The 17,616-nt window shown below is 69.0% G+C and carries 12 protein-coding genes; 5 read left to right on the top strand and 7 right to left on the bottom strand.

Annotation, left to right across the window (positions count from 1 at the left end):
• Positions 1-4 precede the first annotated feature (4 nt).
• Positions 5-916 carry a S66 peptidase family protein gene (locus tag DFR39_RS01250; protein ID WP_162849368.1) on the top strand — a complete coding sequence of 304 codons (912 nt, stop codon included), beginning with the start codon at positions 5-7 and terminating at the stop codon, positions 914-916.
• An 84-nt stretch (positions 917-1,000) separates the two neighbouring features.
• Here the strand turns inward: DFR39_RS01250 and DFR39_RS01245 are convergent, their stop codons facing one another.
• Together DFR39_RS01245 and DFR39_RS01240 are read right to left on the bottom strand one after the other, a co-directional pair.
• Positions 1,001-3,823, bottom strand: coding sequence for a TonB-dependent receptor (locus DFR39_RS01245; RefSeq protein ID WP_133601714.1), 2,823 nt, complete (start codon positions 3,821-3,823; stop codon positions 1,001-1,003).
• A gap of 390 nt (positions 3,824-4,213) precedes the next feature.
• A complete protein-coding gene (locus DFR39_RS01240) occupies positions 4,214-7,009 on the bottom strand; it encodes a TonB-dependent receptor (RefSeq protein ID WP_162849367.1) in 2,796 nt (931 codons plus the stop codon).
• Positions 7,010-7,417: 408 nt separating this feature from the next.
• Between DFR39_RS01240 and dacB the strand changes: the two genes are divergently transcribed.
• From dacB to DFR39_RS01225, 3 genes are all read left to right on the top strand, one after another.
• Positions 7,418-8,872, top strand: coding sequence for a D-alanyl-D-alanine carboxypeptidase/D-alanyl-D-alanine endopeptidase (dacB, locus tag DFR39_RS01235; RefSeq protein ID WP_162849366.1), 1,455 nt, complete (start codon positions 7,418-7,420; stop codon positions 8,870-8,872).
• An 89-nt stretch (positions 8,873-8,961) separates the two neighbouring features.
• Positions 8,962-11,244, top strand: coding sequence for a sensor histidine kinase (locus DFR39_RS01230; RefSeq protein ID WP_133601711.1), 2,283 nt, complete (start codon positions 8,962-8,964; stop codon positions 11,242-11,244).
• A gap of 25 nt (positions 11,245-11,269) precedes the next feature.
• Positions 11,270-12,097, top strand: a complete 828-nt coding sequence (locus DFR39_RS01225) for a substrate-binding periplasmic protein (RefSeq protein ID WP_162849365.1) — start codon at positions 11,270-11,272, stop codon at positions 12,095-12,097.
• Between the two features lie 16 nt (positions 12,098-12,113).
• On the opposite strand, the gene DFR39_RS01220 is transcribed toward DFR39_RS01225, so the two are convergent.
• The 5 genes from DFR39_RS01220 to DFR39_RS01200 form a co-directional block, all read right to left on the bottom strand.
• The gene (locus DFR39_RS01220) at positions 12,114-13,160 is read right to left on the bottom strand and encodes a S66 peptidase family protein (protein ID WP_133601709.1); all 1,047 of its coding nucleotides are present in this window, start codon (positions 13,158-13,160) and stop codon (positions 12,114-12,116) included.
• Between the two features lie 6 nt (positions 13,161-13,166).
• Positions 13,167-13,799: a M15 family metallopeptidase gene (locus DFR39_RS01215; RefSeq protein WP_246030636.1), complete on the bottom strand. Its 633-nt coding sequence runs from the start codon at positions 13,797-13,799 to the stop codon at positions 13,167-13,169.
• Positions 13,796-14,695 carry a LysR family transcriptional regulator gene (locus DFR39_RS01210; RefSeq protein ID WP_133601708.1) on the bottom strand — a complete coding sequence of 300 codons (900 nt, stop codon included), beginning with the start codon at positions 14,693-14,695 and terminating at the stop codon, positions 13,796-13,798. The genes DFR39_RS01215 and DFR39_RS01210 overlap by 4 nt, the downstream gene beginning before the upstream one ends.
• A 210-nt stretch (positions 14,696-14,905) precedes the next feature.
• A complete protein-coding gene (locus DFR39_RS01205) occupies positions 14,906-15,775 on the bottom strand; it encodes an N-acetylmuramoyl-L-alanine amidase (RefSeq protein WP_133601707.1) in 870 nt (289 codons plus the stop codon).
• Positions 15,772-16,704, bottom strand: a complete 933-nt coding sequence (locus tag DFR39_RS01200) for an N-acetylglucosamine kinase (RefSeq protein WP_133601706.1) — start codon at positions 16,702-16,704, stop codon at positions 15,772-15,774. The genes DFR39_RS01205 and DFR39_RS01200 overlap by 4 nt, the downstream gene beginning before the upstream one ends.
• 191 nt (positions 16,705-16,895) lie before the next feature.
• Here DFR39_RS01200 and DFR39_RS19930 point away from each other — a divergent pair, with 191 nt between their 5' ends.
• Complete coding sequence (locus DFR39_RS19930) at positions 16,896-17,606, top strand: PEP-CTERM sorting domain-containing protein (protein ID WP_170223000.1); 711 nt, start codon at positions 16,896-16,898, stop codon at positions 17,604-17,606.
• Positions 17,607-17,616: the final 10 nt, after the last annotated feature.

The following is a 17,616-nucleotide window of genomic DNA, read 5'->3' as shown; positions in this document are numbered from 1 at the left end:
AGCGATGGACCTGCTGATCCCTGCGCTGCCGCAAGGCGCCACCATTGCCTTGATCGCGCCGGCCGGCCCGCCCCGGCCCGAGACCCTGCCGCGCGTGCCGGCGCTGCTCGAAGCGCATGGATTCAAGGCCAAGCTGATGCCCGGCGTGGCCGGGCCCAGCCCGCTGAGCTATCTGGCGGCCGACGATGCCACCCGCCTGGCCGATCTGCATGCCGCCTTTGCCGACCCCGCGGTAGACGCGGTGATGTGCCTGCGCGGCGGCTACGGCTGCGCGCGCCTGCTGGACCGCATCGACACGACGCTGCTGCGCCGCCATCCCAAGCTGCTGGTCGGCTTCAGCGACATCAGCTCGCTGATCGGCCTGTTCGACCATCTGGGGCTGCCCAGCCTGCACGCGCCCATGCCCAGCGCCAACCTGCTGGATCCTGGCAGCGAGGCCGATGCGCGCGGCTTGTTCGGGCTGCTGCGGCGCGGCCTGCGGCGGGGTGAGTGCCTGCAGGCGGCGCAGGCCGGCGCCGCGGCGCCTCATGCGCTGGACCGTCCGGGTCGGGCGCGTGGCCGCCTGATCGGCGGCAATCTCGCGGTGTTCACCGCCTTGCTGGGCACGCCCTGGGCGCCGCGCGCCGAGGGCGCCATCCTGTTTCTGGAAGACGTGGGCGAGGCACCCTACCGGGTGGACCGCCTGCTGGCCCAGCTGCGTCTGGCCGGCGTGCTGGACGCCGCCGCCGGCTTTGTGCTGGGCGGCTTCACCGGCGCCGAGGAGCCCGCGGACGCGGTGCTGGCCGACTATCTGGGCGAGCTGGGCAAGCCCGTGCTGGCCGGCTGGCCCAGCGGCCACCAGGTGCCCAATCTGGCCCTGCCCATGGGCCTGGTGGTGGAGATGGATGTGGCGGGGCGAGTGCTGCGCTACCTGTGAGCGACAAGCGCCGGGAGCGGAAAGAAAAGCCCGTCGGCTGTGTTGCCGACTGGCTTTTGCGCTTCAGGGCCGCAGGGGCGGGCCTCAGAACTTGGCGCGCAGGTTCAGGTAGTACTGGCGACCCGAGACGAAGTAGCCCTGGGGCAGCTGCTCCAGACCGTCGTGGTAGTACTTGCGGCGCGGGTTGTTCAGATTGTTGGCGTCCAGGCTCAGGCTCAGCGTGTCGCTGATCTTGTAGTTGAGCGAGGCCGAGAGCGTGCCCACGGCATCGGCCCAGCGCTGGACGTTGAAGGGCGCCGAGGCCACCTGCACCCACTGGAAGGGCGAGCGGTGGTTCCAGGCCATGCGTACCGAGTAGCGCTCGGTCTCGTAGAAGCCGACCAGGTTGTAGGTGTGCTTGGAGCTGCCCACCATGGGCTGTGCCGGCGTGAAGCTGTCGTCCTCGGCGTCCACATAGGTGTAGTTGGCGCCAAAGCCGAAGCCCGCACCCACCGGCAGCTCGGTGGCCAGCTCCAGACCCTTGACCCGGGCATCCACGCCCACGCGGGTCGCGGTGTCGAAGCTCTCCACCTTGTTGGTCAGGGGGTTGAACAGCGGCAGGCTGGTGCGGCCGCGACCGGCGTAGTCCTTCATGCGCTGCTGGAACAGGCCGCCCGAGACAAAGGCGCGCGGTGCGAAGTACCAGCCCAGGGACACATCGATATTGTTGGACACCGTGGGCTTGAGCGCCGGGTTGCCGCCCATGGTGGCGGTCAGCGGGCCCTTGGCAATGTCCTCGTTCGTCAGGCTGACCGAGCCAGCCAGCTCGCCGTAGTTGGGCCGGCCCATGGTGCGGTTGAGGCTGAAGCGGCCGATCAGATCGCGGCTGAACTGGTAGCGCGCGTTCAGGCTGGGCAGCAGCACACGGTGCGTGGTCTCCACCGCCTGGGGCAGAAAGACGCCGTTGACCTGCGCATTGGTGCTGAAGGCGCCATCGACGCGGCAGCGCGGCGTGGTGGCTTCACAGCCGTAGTTGCCCAGGCGCTGGTAACTGATGGAAGTGACTTTGGTCGTCACGCTGCGCAGGCCCAGATTGCCGCTCCACTTGCCGGTCTCGAACTCCGTCATCAGGTAGGCGGCCTGATTGGATTCCTTGATGGTGTAGGCACCACCCCAGTTGATATTGGCCGGGTCCTGGTAGAGGTACTGTGCGTTGAAGGCGCGGATCTGCGCTTCCGAGAAGAAGGGGTAGGCTGTCGGATAGTTGCCGCCCAGGCCCTTGCCCTGATCGGCCGGGAAGCTGCCGGCCGGCACGGGCAGGGCGGGGGCCACGCCATTGATCAAGGGCAGGAAGTTGCCCGAGCTCAGGCCCACCTGGCTGTAGCCGCCGTCGCGCTCGGCCTTCCAGAAGATCAGGTTCTGCGAGAAGTCGCGCCGGTGCTCGGTGGCGCGCAGACCGAACTTGAGCAGGTTGAAGGGGCCCCAGTCCAGGCGCTGCTCGCCGTCCAGGTGCAGATAGTCTTCCTTGTCCAGGGACTTGGGCGCATTGGTGCGCTCCTGGACCAGCTGGTAGTTCTTGATGTCCGAGAGGTCGATGGCCTTGCCAGCTGCGTCATAGAAGGCGTACTCGGGCGCCTTGTCCGGGAAGATCTTGTACTTGAACTGATGCGGGTTGATCAGGCCCAGCTTGATATAGGGCTGGGCCTCGGTGACGCCATCACCCTTGGTCGTGCCGATGCGGGCCTTGAGCTTGAAGCTGTCCGAGAAGCGGTGCTCGGCCTCCAGGTCCAGGAACTGGCTGGTGGAGTAGGCCCCGTCGCGCAGCAGCTGGTCCACCATCAGGCCCTGGGTCTGGGTGCTGCTGCCGGCCGGGCGGGTGAGGGTGGCCTCGGTCAGCACACCGTCCACCACCTTGGCGTCGCTGACGCGGTAGGCGCCGGTCGCCAGGGTGCCGATCATGCCGCTGACCGTGGCATAGGGGGCCTTGTTGAAGTTCTGCGCATCCAGGCGCGCGCTGAAGGCGCTCAGATGGATGTCGGTGTCCTTGCTGGGGCGCAGCTGGGCGCCGATGTAGGCGCCCTTGCGCTCGCGCACGCCCTGGAAGCTGGCGGCATTGAAGTTGGCCGGGAAGCGCACATTGAGCAGGGAGGCATCACCCGAGGCCGTGGCACCGGCGGCGTTGAAGAAGCCGCGCGAGAAGGTCTCGGCCGCATCGCGCTGGATATGGCGCTTTTCCGAGAAGGCCTGCACCAGCACGCCGGCGCTGCGAGCCTCGTTCTGCCAGGCGATCAGGCCGCTGAGCTGGGGGTCGGTCTTGCCGGCGCGGTCGGCATAGACCACGCCCAGGGAGGCCTCGCCGGTCAGGCTCTTGCGGAAGTCCAGGGGCTTGCGCAGCTTCATGTCCACGCTGCCGGAGATGCCGCCCTCGATGGCATCGGCCTGACCGTTCTTGAACACGGTGACCTGGCCGATCAGCTGCGAGGGCAGCAGGGCAAAGCTGACGCTGCGGGTGGAGGACGCCTGGTCGGAGATATGCCAGTCGCCCGAGCTGATGGCATGGCCGTTCACCGTGAACAGGTTCAGGCTGGGCGGCACGCTGCGAATGGCCACGCGCTCGGCCTCGTCCATGGCCAGCGCATTGCCGGCCTGCACATTCACGCCCGGCACGCGGCTCAGCGCATCGCCCACATTCTTGTCGGGCATCTTGCCCACGTCCTCGGCGCTGATCACCTCGACATTGGTGTCGGCCTGCTTCTTGGCGTCGATGGAGCGCTGCAGCGAGGCGCGGATGCCGGTGACTTCCACCGTCTCCAGCTTGTTGCTGGACGCCGCGGCAGGGGCGGGCGCGGTCTGGGCCATCAGGGCCGGGCTCAGTGCGGCCAGGGCGCTGGCCAGGGCAAGGGGATGGAACTTGAGGCGGGGGGGCATGGAGTTCTCCAGAGTCTTGCTGGGTTGAGTGCGTGCGGCCCTGGCTGCGCCTTTGCCGACACTGCCCGGACTGTCGGACCTTTGCGCCTGGAGCGCTCATTGCGTTGTGAGGGCGGGGCATGTACCGCGGTTATGCATGCGGCTGCACGGGCCTCGCCGTGACCTGCGACTTGTTGCCAAGCGACGCAAACTTGCAGTGGCTGCGCGCGATACCGTGACCTAGGGTCTTGCCCGCATGTACCACCCGCGCGACGGATGCGGGCTGGAGTTCGGCCTGTCGCGATGACTGGCCTCAAGCGGCGGCGCACAAAAAAACCGCCAGGGCCTGACGGCGCTGGCGGTTTGGCGCTGATGGGAGCAGGGAGCGCGGTTGGCGCTCCGCGCGCGCTGTCAGCGGAAGCTGTAGTTCACAGAGACGCTCAGCGTACGGCCGAAGGGGTCGCCCACGCGCGGATCCCAGCCCGCACCCACCACATCGTCCACGTTGTGATACGTGAAGGGCGGAGCCTTGTCGAACAGATTGTTCAGGCCGGCCGTGATGGTGGTGTTCTTGAAGCCGGTGTAGCTGGCGAAGAGATTGGCCGTGGTGTAATCGTTGATCTTGCGGCGCGGCGTGCCGTAGCGCGTCATGTCCTGGTCCATATAGCCCGACTTGTAGATCGTGGTCAGGGTGGCGGCCCAGTTGTCGCGCGCCCAGCCGATATCGGCGCTCAGCTTGTTGCGCAGGTACAGGGTGCGCAGCGCGAATTGGCCCACCAGCTCCTGCAAGGGCTGGTTCTCCAGGGCACGCTCCTTGTGGCTGATCATGTAGGTGCCGTTCACGCCCGCGCGCCAGGTGCCGCTGCTGTGCTTGAACAGATAGCTGCCACCCCAGTCCAGGCCCTTGGTGGAGCTGTCGGCCGCGTTTTCCCAGCCGGTGGTCACCAGGGACACGCGGCCGCTGCTGTCGCGGGCGAAGCGATCCTTGAACAGGGCGTAGTTGTTCTTGACCTCGCTCAGCGTGAGCTTGCGCAGGCGCTCGTCCAGATCCACGCGCCAGTAGTCGGCGTAGAAGGACAGGTCGCGCAGCGGCGAGAACACGATGCCGATGGTGCCCTGGGTGGACTTTTCGGGCTTGAGGTCGGGCTTGCCGGTCACGATGTAGTCCAGGCGGCGCGTGCAGTTTGGATTGCTGGCGCTGACCGTGGGGCAGAGCTCGGGGTCGCGCCAGTCGGACGTGTCCAGCAGCGGCGCCGTGTTGGGTGCCAGCTGCTGGAAGCTGGGGGCCTTGAAGCCGGTGTTGACCGAGCCGCGCAGCAGCACCATGTCATTGGGCTGGAAGCGGAAGGCGATCTTGGGGTTGGTGGTGCTGCCCACATCGCTGTAGCGGTCATGGCGCAGTGCCAGCTGCAGGTCCAAGCCCTTGACCACCGGCACCGCCAGCTCAGCGTACAGCGCCTTGATGTCACGGCTTTGCTTGCCGATGGCGCTGTTGCCCGGGCACAGCAGCACGTCGGTTGCAGTTGCTGTGCTGCTCAGGCCGGAGACGCAGTTGAAGGCACCGGGCTCGGGCGCGAACTTGTAGCCTTCGCGGCGCAGATCGAAGCCGGCGGCAAAGTCCAGCGAGCCTGCCGGCAGGGCCATCAGGCCGCCCGAAATCGAGCCGTCGAACTGGGTCAGGGTGGTCTCGCCGCCCATGAGGCGACCGCGCGCCTTGGTGGACTCGATCAGGTCCATGGCCGCCTGGCTCTGCTTCTCGCCGGGCTTGACCCAGGGGTTGATGAGGCCGGTCTTGAGCGCCTCATTGAGTTTGGCGGTGTAGGCGTAGCCGTCGATCAGATCCGACCAGGCCTTGGCCTTGGCCGTGGAGAGGCCGAGCTTGTAGGCATAGGCGCCGATATCGCCGTCCAGGCCGGTGGCCAGGCGCTGGTTGTCCGACACATTGCCGATCACGCGGTTGCCGAAGTCCTGCATGCGCCAGCGGTAGGCGATGGGCTTGGTGGGATCGAAGTCGTTGACGCCCGCGCTCTTAAGGTTGAGGTAGTGCGGGCCGTTGACCGGGTAATGGTTGCCGGCCGCGGTCGTGGTGCTGAACTGGGCGGGAGTCAGCTCAGCCTTGGATTCGGTGCGCGAGGCGGTCAGCTCCACGAAGGCGGTGTGGCTGTCGCTCAGCAAGAAGCTGCCGCGCGTCACCAGGTTGAAGGCATCCTTGGGCGGAGCCAGCATGTACTGACGACCATAGTCGGTGTTGCACAGGTAGCGGTTGGCCGCGGCGCTGGCGTTCCAGAGCTGGGGTTGGTACTGCACGCCCGTGGCGATGGCGTCGCAAGAACCCTTGAGGCTCAGGGCATTGATGCGGGTGTACCGGGTGGCGTCGCCGCTGCCCACGGTGGAGCCGGTGGCACCGAGGGCGGTGTTGGCCACATTGATCACGTTGGCGAAAGGATGGCTGGACGAGTCCGGCGAGAGGTAGCGATCAGGCTGGAAGCCATTGGCCCAGCTGCGCTCATTGCCGCGCAGGATGTCGTCTTTGTCCAGGGCCAGGCTGGCCAGCACATTGAAGCGGTCGCGGTCCAGATTGCCGAAGCCGCCGGTGATGCTGGCACGGCGCTTGGTGCCGCCGCCGGATTCCAGGGGCTGGGAGAAGTTCACGCCCACGTCCACGCCCTGCATGTCCTTCTTCAGGATGAAGTTGATCACGCCGCCAATGGCGTCGGTGCCGTAGATGGCGGAGGCGCCGTCCTTGAGCACCTCGACGCGGGCCACGGCCGCCATGGGGATGGCGTTCAGGTCCACCGCGCCACCGCTCATGCCATGGGTGGAGACGCGGCGGCCGTTCAGCAGCACCAGGGTGCTGCCCGGGCCCAGGCCGCGCAGATTGGCGTTGGCCGAGCCGCCGGTCAGGCGGTCGGTGTCGGAGCCGAACACATTGTTGTTGGCCACGGCGCTGTCGGCGCCCGTGCCATTCACGCCCATCTGGCTGAGCATCTGCTCGGCCGTGGTGATGCCCTTGCGATTGAGTTCCGCGGCCGAAATGATCTGCACCGGCAGCGCGCCCTCCGAGGCCAGTCGCTTGATGCTGGAGCCGGTGACTTCCACGCGCTCAACCTTCTTCACCTCCGGGCCGCTCTGCGCCCAGGCCATGCCTGCCACGTGAACGCCCATGCCGACCAGGGCCAGACTGCGCGCGAGTTGGTTCAATTTCAAGCTGCTTCTCCTTCGTAGGGGCTGGCACATCGTGGACGGCGCAAGCCGCTGGTCGATGTGCAGAGGAATGGAATACGGGTCCCTGGGGTGGCTCTGGTGGCGCTGTCTGCGCACGGCCCTCTTGCATTCATGATCAGACAGGGGCCTGAACCCCGCCAGAGGGCTCCCACCCATTTGTTGTGTCTGTCACGATGAATGCTTGTCGCCTGCCCATAACCTGATGGAATGCAGGCCGGAAACCGGCCCGCGGATGCCTGGAGCATGCCTGCTTGTGGGGCATGCGCGTGCCGATCTGGTGCGGTATGCGTCGGGGCATTCCCGAGGTTTCTGGACCTCGAGCAAGAAGTTATGCCGGCAGACGGCGCGGGACTATACAGTGGCCCGCCAAGCTCATCCTGTCCCGTCCCCATGCCACTGATCACCAAGTCCTTGAGTCTGATGGGTGCGGCCCTGCTGCTGTCGGGCTGCGCCAGCCTGAACTCGGTCGGCCCGGACCTGCCCGCCGAGCTGCGCCAGGCGCTGCAGGGCGCCGGCCTGCCCGAGAGCGCCCTGGCCGTGGTGGCCGTGCCCTTGCAGGGCGGGGAGCCCGGGCGTGGCGGCCTGCAGGTGCAGCCCGAGCGGCTGATGCAGCCGGGCTCCATCATGAAGCTGGTGACCAGCGTGGTGGCGCTGGACCGGCTGGGGCCCAACAGCCGGGGCCAGACCGAGCTGTTGGCTGATACGCCCGTCCGTGGCGAGGTGCTGGAGGGGCCGCTGTATCTGCGCGGTGGCGCCGACGACCAGCTGGACTGGGGTGCCCTGTGGCAGATGCTGCGCCAGCTGCGGGAGCAGGGCCTGCGCGAGATCCGCGGCGGCCTGGTGATCGATCGCAGCCTGTTCACGCCGGGTCGGCTGGACATCGGCGTGCCCGCCTTCGATGAGGCACCGGAGTTCCCCTACAACGTGATTCCGGATGCGCTCTATCTGAACGGGCAGCTGCTGGGTCTGCGCCTGCAATCGGACGCGCAGCAGCTGCAGGCGCGGCTGAGTCCGGCCTGGCCCGGCATGCGTGTGGACGCGAGCGGCATGAGGCTTGCGGATCGGGCCTGCCAGGACTGGGCGTCCGGCTGGTTGCTGCCCGCTATGACCTGGCAGGGCGGCGAGGCCGTGGTGCAGCTGCGCGGCAGCTTTCCGCGCCACTGCACGGTCGAGCCCCAGCTCAATCTGATCGAGCGCCAGTGGATTGCCACCCAGGCCCTGCGCCAGATCTGGCGTGAGCTGGGCGGCAGCCTGGCGGGCGAGGACCGCGAGGGCACGACGCCGGCCGGCGCCGTACGGCTGGCCCTGCACCAGGGCAGGCCCCTGGCCGAGCTGATGTACGGCATGAACAAGCGCTCGGACAATCCGCTCACCCGCCTGGTCTATCTGCGCCTGGGCGCGGCGGCCGCGGCGCCGGGTGAGGACAGCCGCGCCGCGGCCGAGCGCCAGATCCGCGCCTGGTTTGCCGAGCAGGGCATAGACGCCCAGGGCCTGGTGATGGACAACGGCTCCGGCCTGTCGCGCAGCGAGCGCATCAGCGCGCGTCAGATGGTGGCCTTGCTGCTGGCCTCGCAGCGCGGCCGTCATGGACCGGAGCTGCTGGTCAGCCTGCCGGTGGCCGGGGTGGACGGCACCTTGAGCCGGCGCCTGCGTGAGGGCCCGGCGGCGGGTCGGGCCCGCCTCAAGACCGGCACGCTGCGCGATGTCACGGCCCTGGCCGGCTTCGTGCCCGATGCGGCCGGCCGCACCTGGGTGGTGGCGGCCATGCTCAATGACGAACGCGCCGGCCCGCGCGGCAGTGCGGTGCTGGATGGCCTGATCGATTGGCTGGCGCGGCAGCGCTGAACGCCACCCGCTCAGTGACCGGGGCAGCGCAGCGGGCTTGATCGGCTCGCGGGGACAGGCTGCCGACTTTGGCCTATGCTGAAGCCGCCATGGATCTGTTCATCGACGAGGCGAGCTACCTGGTCCTGGCCCGCTCGGCCGGGCAGGCCGGAGCCGGCGTGGCCGAACGCCTGGCCCTGTGCTGGCACCAGCGCCAGCGCGACCCGGCCGCCGCCCTGGCCCTGAGCGCCCAGCTGCGAACCCTGGTGCCCGAGCTCGGCCGTGCCCGGCTGGATCTGGTCGAGGCCGAGCTCGCATTGCTCCGGATGGATTTACCCCTTCTGGACCAAGCACTAGGGCGCGCACGTCAGGCGTTCGAGGCGGCAGAGGATGCGCAAGGACTGGCCGATTGCGACTGGCTGGAGGCCTGGCGTGCCTCCACCGAAGGTCGGCAGCCCCAGGCGCTGCCCTGGCTGGAGAGTGTGCGGCAGCGGGCCGGGGCGCAGTCCCAGCGTGCCCAGGCCGCGAGCTTGTGGTCAGACTTGCTGCAGACCTTTGCCGACCCGCTGGCGGGCCGCGCTCGCGGCGCACCGTCGCTGGAGCAGATTGGCACGCTACCCGTGGGCGTGGACGCCTGGGCCCACGAGCTTCGCGGCACACTGGCCGCCCAGGCCAGTGACTATGGCCGGGCCGCCGGCGAACGCCTCCAGGCCTTTGAGAAGGCCCGCAACAGCGGCCAGCTGCACCGAGCCGTGGTGGCCATCCACAACGCCGTGGATGCGCTCAACAATCTGGGCATCTACGAGCAGTCCTTGCAGTGGATGGAGCATGCGCTGGAACTGCTGCGCCCGCGCGCCTGGCCGCTGCTGGAGGGGCACAGCCTGACCCAGCTGGGCGATACGCTCAGGCGCCTGGGGCGGCTGGATCAGGCCCTGCAGGCGCTGGATGAGGCCCTCGACAGGCTGGGCGGCCTGCCGACCTCCAGACCCTATGCGATTTTGCTCAAGTGTCGGGGTGATCTGCTGCTGGATCGCGCCGAAGCGGAACCGGCCCTGCAGACCTTCGAGCAGCTCCAGGCCCACGGCCAGGCCCGGCTGCACCCCGATCTGGGCATACATGCCCTGCGTGGCGGGGCGCAGGCCTTGAGCCTGCTCGGGCGGGGACAGGCGGCGCTGTGTCGCGCGCATACGGCCCTGCAGCGCGCCCGTGACAGCGCGCATGTGTACCGGCAGATCGAGTCGCTGCGCGCGCTGGCCCGCCTGCATGCGGCTCACCCGGCGCTGAAGCCGGACGAGCCCTTGCAGGCGCCCAGCCCGGCCTTGCACTACCTCTTGCAGGCGCAGGATCTGGCCGGCACATTGGCCGGCTTTTCGCCTCCCGGCGAGCTCTGGGACGAGCTGGCCGATGCCTGGGCGGCCAGCGGCGATATGGCGCAGGCCTACCGGCTGTGCCGCGTGGCCGAGGCTGCCAAGCGCCGCAGCCAGACCGATCAAGCTGCCCAGCGTGTGCTGGCCATGCAGGTCTTGCACGAAACCGAGCAGGCGCGTGCCCAGGCGGCCGAGCAGGCGCGGCGCGCCGACCGGCTGGATCGTGAGATGGCCCAGCGTGTGCAGCAGGGCAAGCTGCAGGCCCTGAGTCGTCTGGTGGCCGGCGTGGCCCATGAGCTCAACACGCCGCTGGGCAACAGCCTGATGGCCGCCAGCAATCTGCAGTCCCGTGGGGACGAGCTGCACCAGGCCTTGCAGGTGCAGCAGCTGCGCCGCAGCGCGCTGGAGGCCTTTCTGGATCAGATCCGCAGCTCGGGGGCGCTGCTGACGCGCAATCTGGAGCGTGCGGCCAGCCTGGTCGAACAGTTCAAGCAGCTGGCCGTGAGCTCCGACGCCCGGGTGCGGCAGCGCCTGCGGCTGCGCCCGCTGTGCGAGCAGCTCCTGCATGAGTTCCAGGGCCAGCTCGCGTCCACCCCAGACTTGCGCCTGGCGCTGGTGCTGGAGGTGGATCCGCGTCTGATCCTCAGCAGCGATCCCGTGGCGCTGCAGCAGCTGCTGGCCGAACTGCTGATCAACGCACGCCTGCATGCCTTTGCGGGGCGCAGCCAGGGGTGCGTGAGCCTGCGCGCCGCTATTGAAGGCGAGCGTGGGCTGCGCCTGAGCCTGGAGGACGATGGTTGCGGCATCGCAGCGGACAACCTGTCCCATGTGTTTGAACCCTTTTTCAGCACCCGTTTTGGTCAGGGGCGCAGCGGCTTGGGACTGCATATCTGCCACAACCTGGCGCTGGCCCGTCTGGGGGGGACGCTGAGCGTCAGCAGCGAGCCCGGCAGGGGTTGCTGTTTCACCCTGCTGCTGCCCGATGCCTATCCTGAACTGCGTGACGAGGCGCTATCCTCGTCCTGAGGATGATCCACAAGGAGCGCGACGCATGCAGCGTGCAGACGGCTGGAGCGAGGTGGTTGACCAGAGGAGGTGGTGGAGGCTGACAAGGCTGCTGTGCGGCTTGGCGCTGCTGTCCTCGCAGGCTGCGCTGGCGGCCGAGCCGCCGCGCCGTTTCCTGACCGAACCCTTCCCGCCCTACACCTTTGCCGACGAGGCAGGCCGCGCCGCTGGTCCCATGGTGGATGTCTTGCGGGAGGCCTGCGAACAGCTGGGCTGGCGCTGCAGCATCGAGGTCCTGCCCTGGCGGCGGGCGCTTAACGAGGCGCAGCGCGGCGAGGCTCATGGGCTGTTCACCATCTCTGACACGCCGGAGCGGCGGGCCTATTTCCATGTGAGCGCGCCCGTGGTGGACGGGCGCTACACCTTGTTTGCCCGGGCGGGTGAAGACTTTGTGTACCGCGGTCGGCCCGAACAGCTGGCGGGTCGCACCGTCGCGGCCTATGGTCCCTCGGGCACCCTGCTGGCCCTGGAGGAGCTGGCCCAAGCCGAGCCCAGCCTGCGGGTCGAGACCGAGCCGGACAATCTCACCGTGCTGCGCAAGCTGGTGGCGGGCCGCTACGGACCCGAGGGTCTGGCCCTGATCAATGAGGGCGTGGCCCTGCACCTGATCCGCGAGCGCGGCGTGGGCGGCTTGCAGGCCGCCGGGGTGGTGAAGCAGTTCGCCTACTCCTTCGGCCTCGCGCGCAGCCGGGTCAGCCTCAAGGAGTTCCAGGCCTTCAACGCCACCCTGGTGCGCCTGTGCCGCAGCGGCCGCAGTGCCGCCCTGATCAAGCCCCACGCCGTGCCAGCCTCGCCTTGCGCCAAGGCGTCCTGATGCCGGCCCTGCTCTTTCAGAGCGCCACGGGCCGCAGGATTTGCAAGCTGCCGGCGTCGGCGTCGATCTCGGCCTCGGCGCCCACGGGAATCGTGAACTTGCGGCGGATGTGGCCGATCATGGCGCCGCGGTAGACCGGCACCTTCAGCGGCAGGAAGTAGTCGTCGAAGACTTCGTCCAGCGTGTGGCTGGCATAGCCGTCGCCGGGCTCGCACCGCGTGAATTTGCCGATCACCACGCCGCTGAGCTGGCTCAGCGCGCCGCACAGGCGCAGGGTGGAGAGCATGCGCTCCACGCGGTAGATGTATTCGTTGACCTCTTCCAGAAAGAGGATGGCGCCGCGGCAGTCCGGGAAGTAGGGCGTGCCGGCCAGGGAACTGAGCACGGCCAGATTGCCGCCCACCAGGGGGCCGCGGGCGCGGCCGCCGCGCAGGGTACTGATGCGGTCGTCCTTCTGCACCAGGTTGTCGCCGCGCTCGCCCTTGGGGTTGCTGAGCAGCGGGGCCTCGGCGTTCATGACCAGGGCGCGCCAATGCGCCACCGAGAAGGCGTTCCACTCCGATTCGGCCACCGGTGCGTGAAAGCTCACCAGACCGGCCTGACGCTGCATGGCATTGAGCAGGCTGGTGATGTCGGAAAAGCCCCCGAAGTACTTGGGCTTGCGCCGCATCAGGGCGTAGTCCAGCTTGTCCAGAATGCGGTTGCAGCCCGAGCCGCCGGTCATGGCCATGATGCCGGCGACGCCGTCGTCGGCAAACATGGCGTTCAGATCGGCCGCACGCTGTTCATCGGTGCCGCCGAACTTGCCCCAGCGCGCGCGCAGATGAGGCGCTTCACGCACCTTGAAGCCCAGGGCCTGCAGGGCCTCGGTGGCGATGGCATAGGGCTCGCGCTCGAAGGTGGCCTTGGCCGGGCTGACCAGGGCGATGGTGTCGCCGGGCTGCAGGCGGCGCGGATAGACCGGGGCCGGGCTCGCCGGCGCGACAGCCCGGGTGGCGGGCGCGGCCAGACCGGCACCCGCGGCGAACAGTGATTGGCCCAGCAGGCGGCGGCTCAGCGTCATGGTGGCCTACATCACCCGCGGCAGGTCGCGGCGCACCGCGACGCGGTCGCCGAAGTCGAAATGCCACCACTCGGTGCTGATGCCCTGGAAGCCGGCCTGGCGCATCGCGGCGCGCAGCCAGCCCCGCTCCACCAGATGCTCGGGCCGGAGCAGGCCCAGGGCCAGATGCTCGGCCTCGTGGTCGGGGTGGGAGGTGAGGGCCATCTCGTCAAAGCCCGATCCCATGTCCACCTCGCGGCCCTGGGGGTCCAGCAGGGTCAGGTCCACGGCCATGCCGTAGCTGTGGATGGAGCCGCGCACCGGGTTGGCCAGATACAGGGTCAGGGGCGTGCCCTGCAGCTCGTCCCACAGCACCTCCTGCACGCGCTGGGGGCGCAGCGCGTCCAGCACCAGCATGCGGTAGCCGGGGCGGTGGGCCTGCAGCCAGCGCGCGGCCTGCTCCAGAGCGTCGGCGGCCTCGCGACGCAGATAGCCGCAGTCCAGGCCGCCATAGACATTGCGGCCCACAAAGTTATCGGGCGTGGCGTAGCGCAGCTCCACCGCAATGCCGGGAATGCTCAGCAGGGCGCGGAAGTCGGCATGGCCGGGCACCTCCTCGCAGGGAATCATGGGCGGCGTCAGGGATTCGGGGGCGTTCACGCCAGGGTCTCCAGATTGTCCTTGGCGGCATCGCCGAGAAAGCGCACCAGACGACGCGCGGTCTGGGCCAGGGGCGCATTGGCGGCGCTGAGCAGATAGAGCTGCACCGGCAGATGCGGCGCCACGGGGCGCAGGCGCAGGCGGCTGCGGTCGGCGCCGGCGGCGGTGAAGGGGTCGACGATGGCCAGGCCCAGGCCGGCCTCCACCAGGGAGCGGGCCAGCTGGTAGGTCTGCACCGTCAGGCGGCTGCGCGGCTGCAGGCCCTGGGCCTCGCAGGCATTGAGCACCACGCTGCCCAGGGGATCATCGGCCGGCAGGGCCACCAGCTCGCTGTGGATCTGACCCAGGGGCAGGGGACCCTCGCCGGCGGCCTCGGGTGAGCCCAGGGGGCACAGGGCCACCATGGGGCCGCTGGCGATGCTCTCGGAGCGTATGCCCGGGTGGCGCGGGTCCTGCAGCGAGAGGGCCAGATCGGCCTCGCCCAGCAGCAGGGCCGAGACGATCTCGCGGGTGTGGTTGGTGGCCAGCACGCAGCGGGCCTGGGGATAGGCCCGGCACCACTGGCTCATGGCCTGGGGAATGACCGTGGCGCCCAGGGTGGGCGTGGCCACCAGGCGCACCTGCTCGGACTCGCCGCTGCGCAGATTGGCGGCCAGGCGCCGTATCGAGACCAGATCGCGGTTGAGCTTGTCGATCTCCACGAACAGGCGCTCGGCCTCGGGCGTGGGGTAGAGCTTGCCGCGCACCCGGTCGAACAGGGGCATGCCCAGCTGCAGCTCGCAGTGCTGCAACACCTTGGTCACGGCGGGCTGGGAGATGTGCAGCAGCTGGGCGGCACCGCTGATGGTGCCGGCCTGCATCACCGCGTGGAAGACCTCGATATGGCGCAGCCTCATGCCCGGCAGCCTCTTGCGGCGCAGCGGCGCGGAGCGGCTTCGGCGGGGGACCTGGGCAGGGGCATGGGCTTCATGACAGGACCGGTCATTGTTTGGAGGCGGGACGGCGCTCGCAACTGAATAGAGCGGAGGCAAATATAACTTTGCGTTATCGCCTCCGTGAACCCGTTGTGAGAACCCGGCCCGCTGCCGGTCGGTCCTGCGCCAGCCCTACCAGCGCGAGGTATAGGGCTTGGCCTCGCCGCTGAGCGGGCTGCTGCTCTTGAGCAACATGCCGCCGGGGCTGCTGGCCACATCGATCAGGGCGGCGGTCTCGGGGTCGAGCTGGCCGTCGTAGCGGCTGGGCCGGTACTTCATCTGGAAGGTGACGATGGTTTCCTGCGTCAGCTGATCAAGCTGGCCATGGCGCGGCACGTTGTAGCCTATGCGCGCCAGGCGCTCCTGGGCCCAGGCGTAGTCGGGCGGCTGCAGGGTGAAGAGCGGCACCTTGGCCGCCACCTGGGCGGCGTCGGGCCAGGGAATCAGGCCGGCATCGGCAAACTGCTTCCAGGGGAACATGGGGCCCGGGTCCTGCTTGCGGCCGGGTGCGATGTCCGCATGGCCCAGGATGCGCTCGGGCTTGATGCCGTGGCGGGCCACGATGTCCTTGCTGAGGGCGAGCACCGCGTCGATCTGCTTTTGCGAGAAGGGGGCGTAGACGCGTCCGGCCGCGGTGTCGGTGTAGCCGGGGTTGACGATCTCGATGCCGATGGAGGCGGCGTTCAGATTGCTGTGGCCGGCCCAGAAGCTGGGGCCGGCATGCCAGGCGCGGCGGTTTTCGTCGACCAGGCGGTAGATGGTGGGGGGCTCGTCGCGCACCAGATAGTGCGAGGAGACCAGACCGCCGCTGGTCAGCACCTTGAGCGACTTGGGAAAGTCCAGCACCGTGTAGTGCAGGATCAGGAACTGGGCGCGGCTGTCCTGGTTGTCCGAGGTGTAGCTGCTGTCGATCTGCAGCGCGGGCGGGGTTTGCGGACCCGTGGCGCAGGCGCTGAGCAGCAGGGCCAGGGTCAGCGGGGCGAGCAGTGGCGGGATCTTCATGAGCGGGCGGCCAGCTGGGCGGCGGTGAGATGGGGTTGCAGATGCGTGATGGTGAGCGAAGTGTCGCCGGGCAGGCCCGCGCGCAGGCCCTCGCCCAGCAGCGGGTGCAGCTGCAGGGCGCGCCCGGCGGCCACCACCGGACGCGCACCATAACGCCGGATCAGCGCCAGCGCCAGCCGGGCCAGCTCCTGGCCCGCACGATAAAGCAGCGCGCGGGCCTGCGCGTCGCCGTCCTGCTCGGCCGCCGCCGCCACGGCCAGGGCCAGGCGGCCCATATCGCCGCGCTCCCCGCCGTAGACAAAGGCCCGGCTGCGGGCCCAGTCGCTGTCGCCCAGGGCCTCGAAGACCCGGCGCGCCAGGGCCGAGTCCCGCCAGGCGCCCGGCGCCTCGTCCTCGCGCCGCCAGACCTGGGCCAGGGCCTCGCGGGCGATCCAGAACCCGCCGCCCTCGTCGCCCAGCAGGGGGCCACGACCACCGGCGCGCTGCATGCGGCCCTGTTCGTCGATGAAGGCCGCGATGGCGCCGGTGCCGGCGTACAGCAGATAGCCCTCGCCCGGCGCGAAGGCGCTGCGATAGGCAATGTCCATATCGCTGCCCACGAAGATGGCGGCGGGCGCCAGGCCCAGGGCCTGGGACAGCAGCTCGCGCAGCTGGGCGGCCGCCGGGCCGTCGGACTCGCCCACGCCGGTGATGCCGGCGTAAATGCCCCGCGGCCGGCCCCGCGCCAGCACGGCGCTGGCCAGGACCTGGCTGATCTGGGCCAGGCTCACGCGCCCCGCGCTGCTGGCCAGCTGCAGGCCGCTGAGGCCGGCCACCTGGCCCTCGGCCAGGACATGACCATCGACCTGGGCCAGGGCCCAGCGGGTCTGGGTGCCCCCGGCGTCCAGGCCCAGGCCCAGCGCGGTGGTGGAGTAAGGGGAGACTGACATGGTCGGCGGCCTAGCTTAGAGCCCCGCGGATACCGGCGCCAATGTCAATGCCGGGCCGGGCCATAACCTGGGCTCAGGCGTGCGCCCCGCGTCCTGCCGAGCCCCCCCTAATTTGCAGGTAGACGCCACGGTAAAACTGAGGTGCCGGGGGGGCACACTGCGGTGCAGCATTGCCTTGCAGGAGTTTTCCCATGCCCAGCTCGATCACCCAGACTTCCCGCCCCACGCCCTGGCAGCGTCTGCGCACTGCCGCCGTCATGGCGCTTGGCACCCTGGCGAGTGCGGGCGCCATGGCCGGTTTCATCACCCTGAATGAAGCCGGCATGGACAGCATCTTCAGCCAGCCCAGCTTTGGCTCGCAGACCGTGGACATCCGATTCAACGCTCCGATGACCCTGGTCAAGCCCAGCCTGCTGGGCCTGGACAGCATTTGGGAGATGGACGAGCTGCGCAGCCTGGCCGCGCCGGGCAGCAAGACCGTGAGCATGTTCTTCGCGGACAGCATCAACTGGTGCGGCGAGGACGGCAGCAACTTTGTGGGTTGCGCGGATCTGGGTGGCCCCGGCTACCCCGCCGCGCGCATCATGGTGCTGAAGTCCAGTACCGCGGCTTCAAATTTGGGGGCCGTCCTGGCCGCGCATGAGCTGGCTCATGTGCTGGGCCTGGACCATGTCAACACCAGCGGCAATTTGATGAATCCCTTTATCGGGGCCACCAGCCTGAGCTTCAGCCAGGTCAGCAGTCTGCTGAGCAGCCCCATGATCCAGCTGGACGGCGCTCAGCGCTTTGTCTCGATCACGCCCATCGCCCTGGTGGCCCAGGTGCCCGAGCCGGCCAGCTGGGCCATGCTGGGCCTGGGCGTGCTGGCCCTGGGCTGGCGCCGTCGGGCCCGGGCCGCCTGAGCCCGCGGCA

The organism is Roseateles asaccharophilus (assembly GCF_004362405.1).
Lineage (GTDB): Bacteria > Pseudomonadota > Gammaproteobacteria > Burkholderiales > Burkholderiaceae_C > Kinneretia > Kinneretia asaccharophila.
This window is presented reverse-complemented; position numbering and strand designations above follow the sequence as displayed.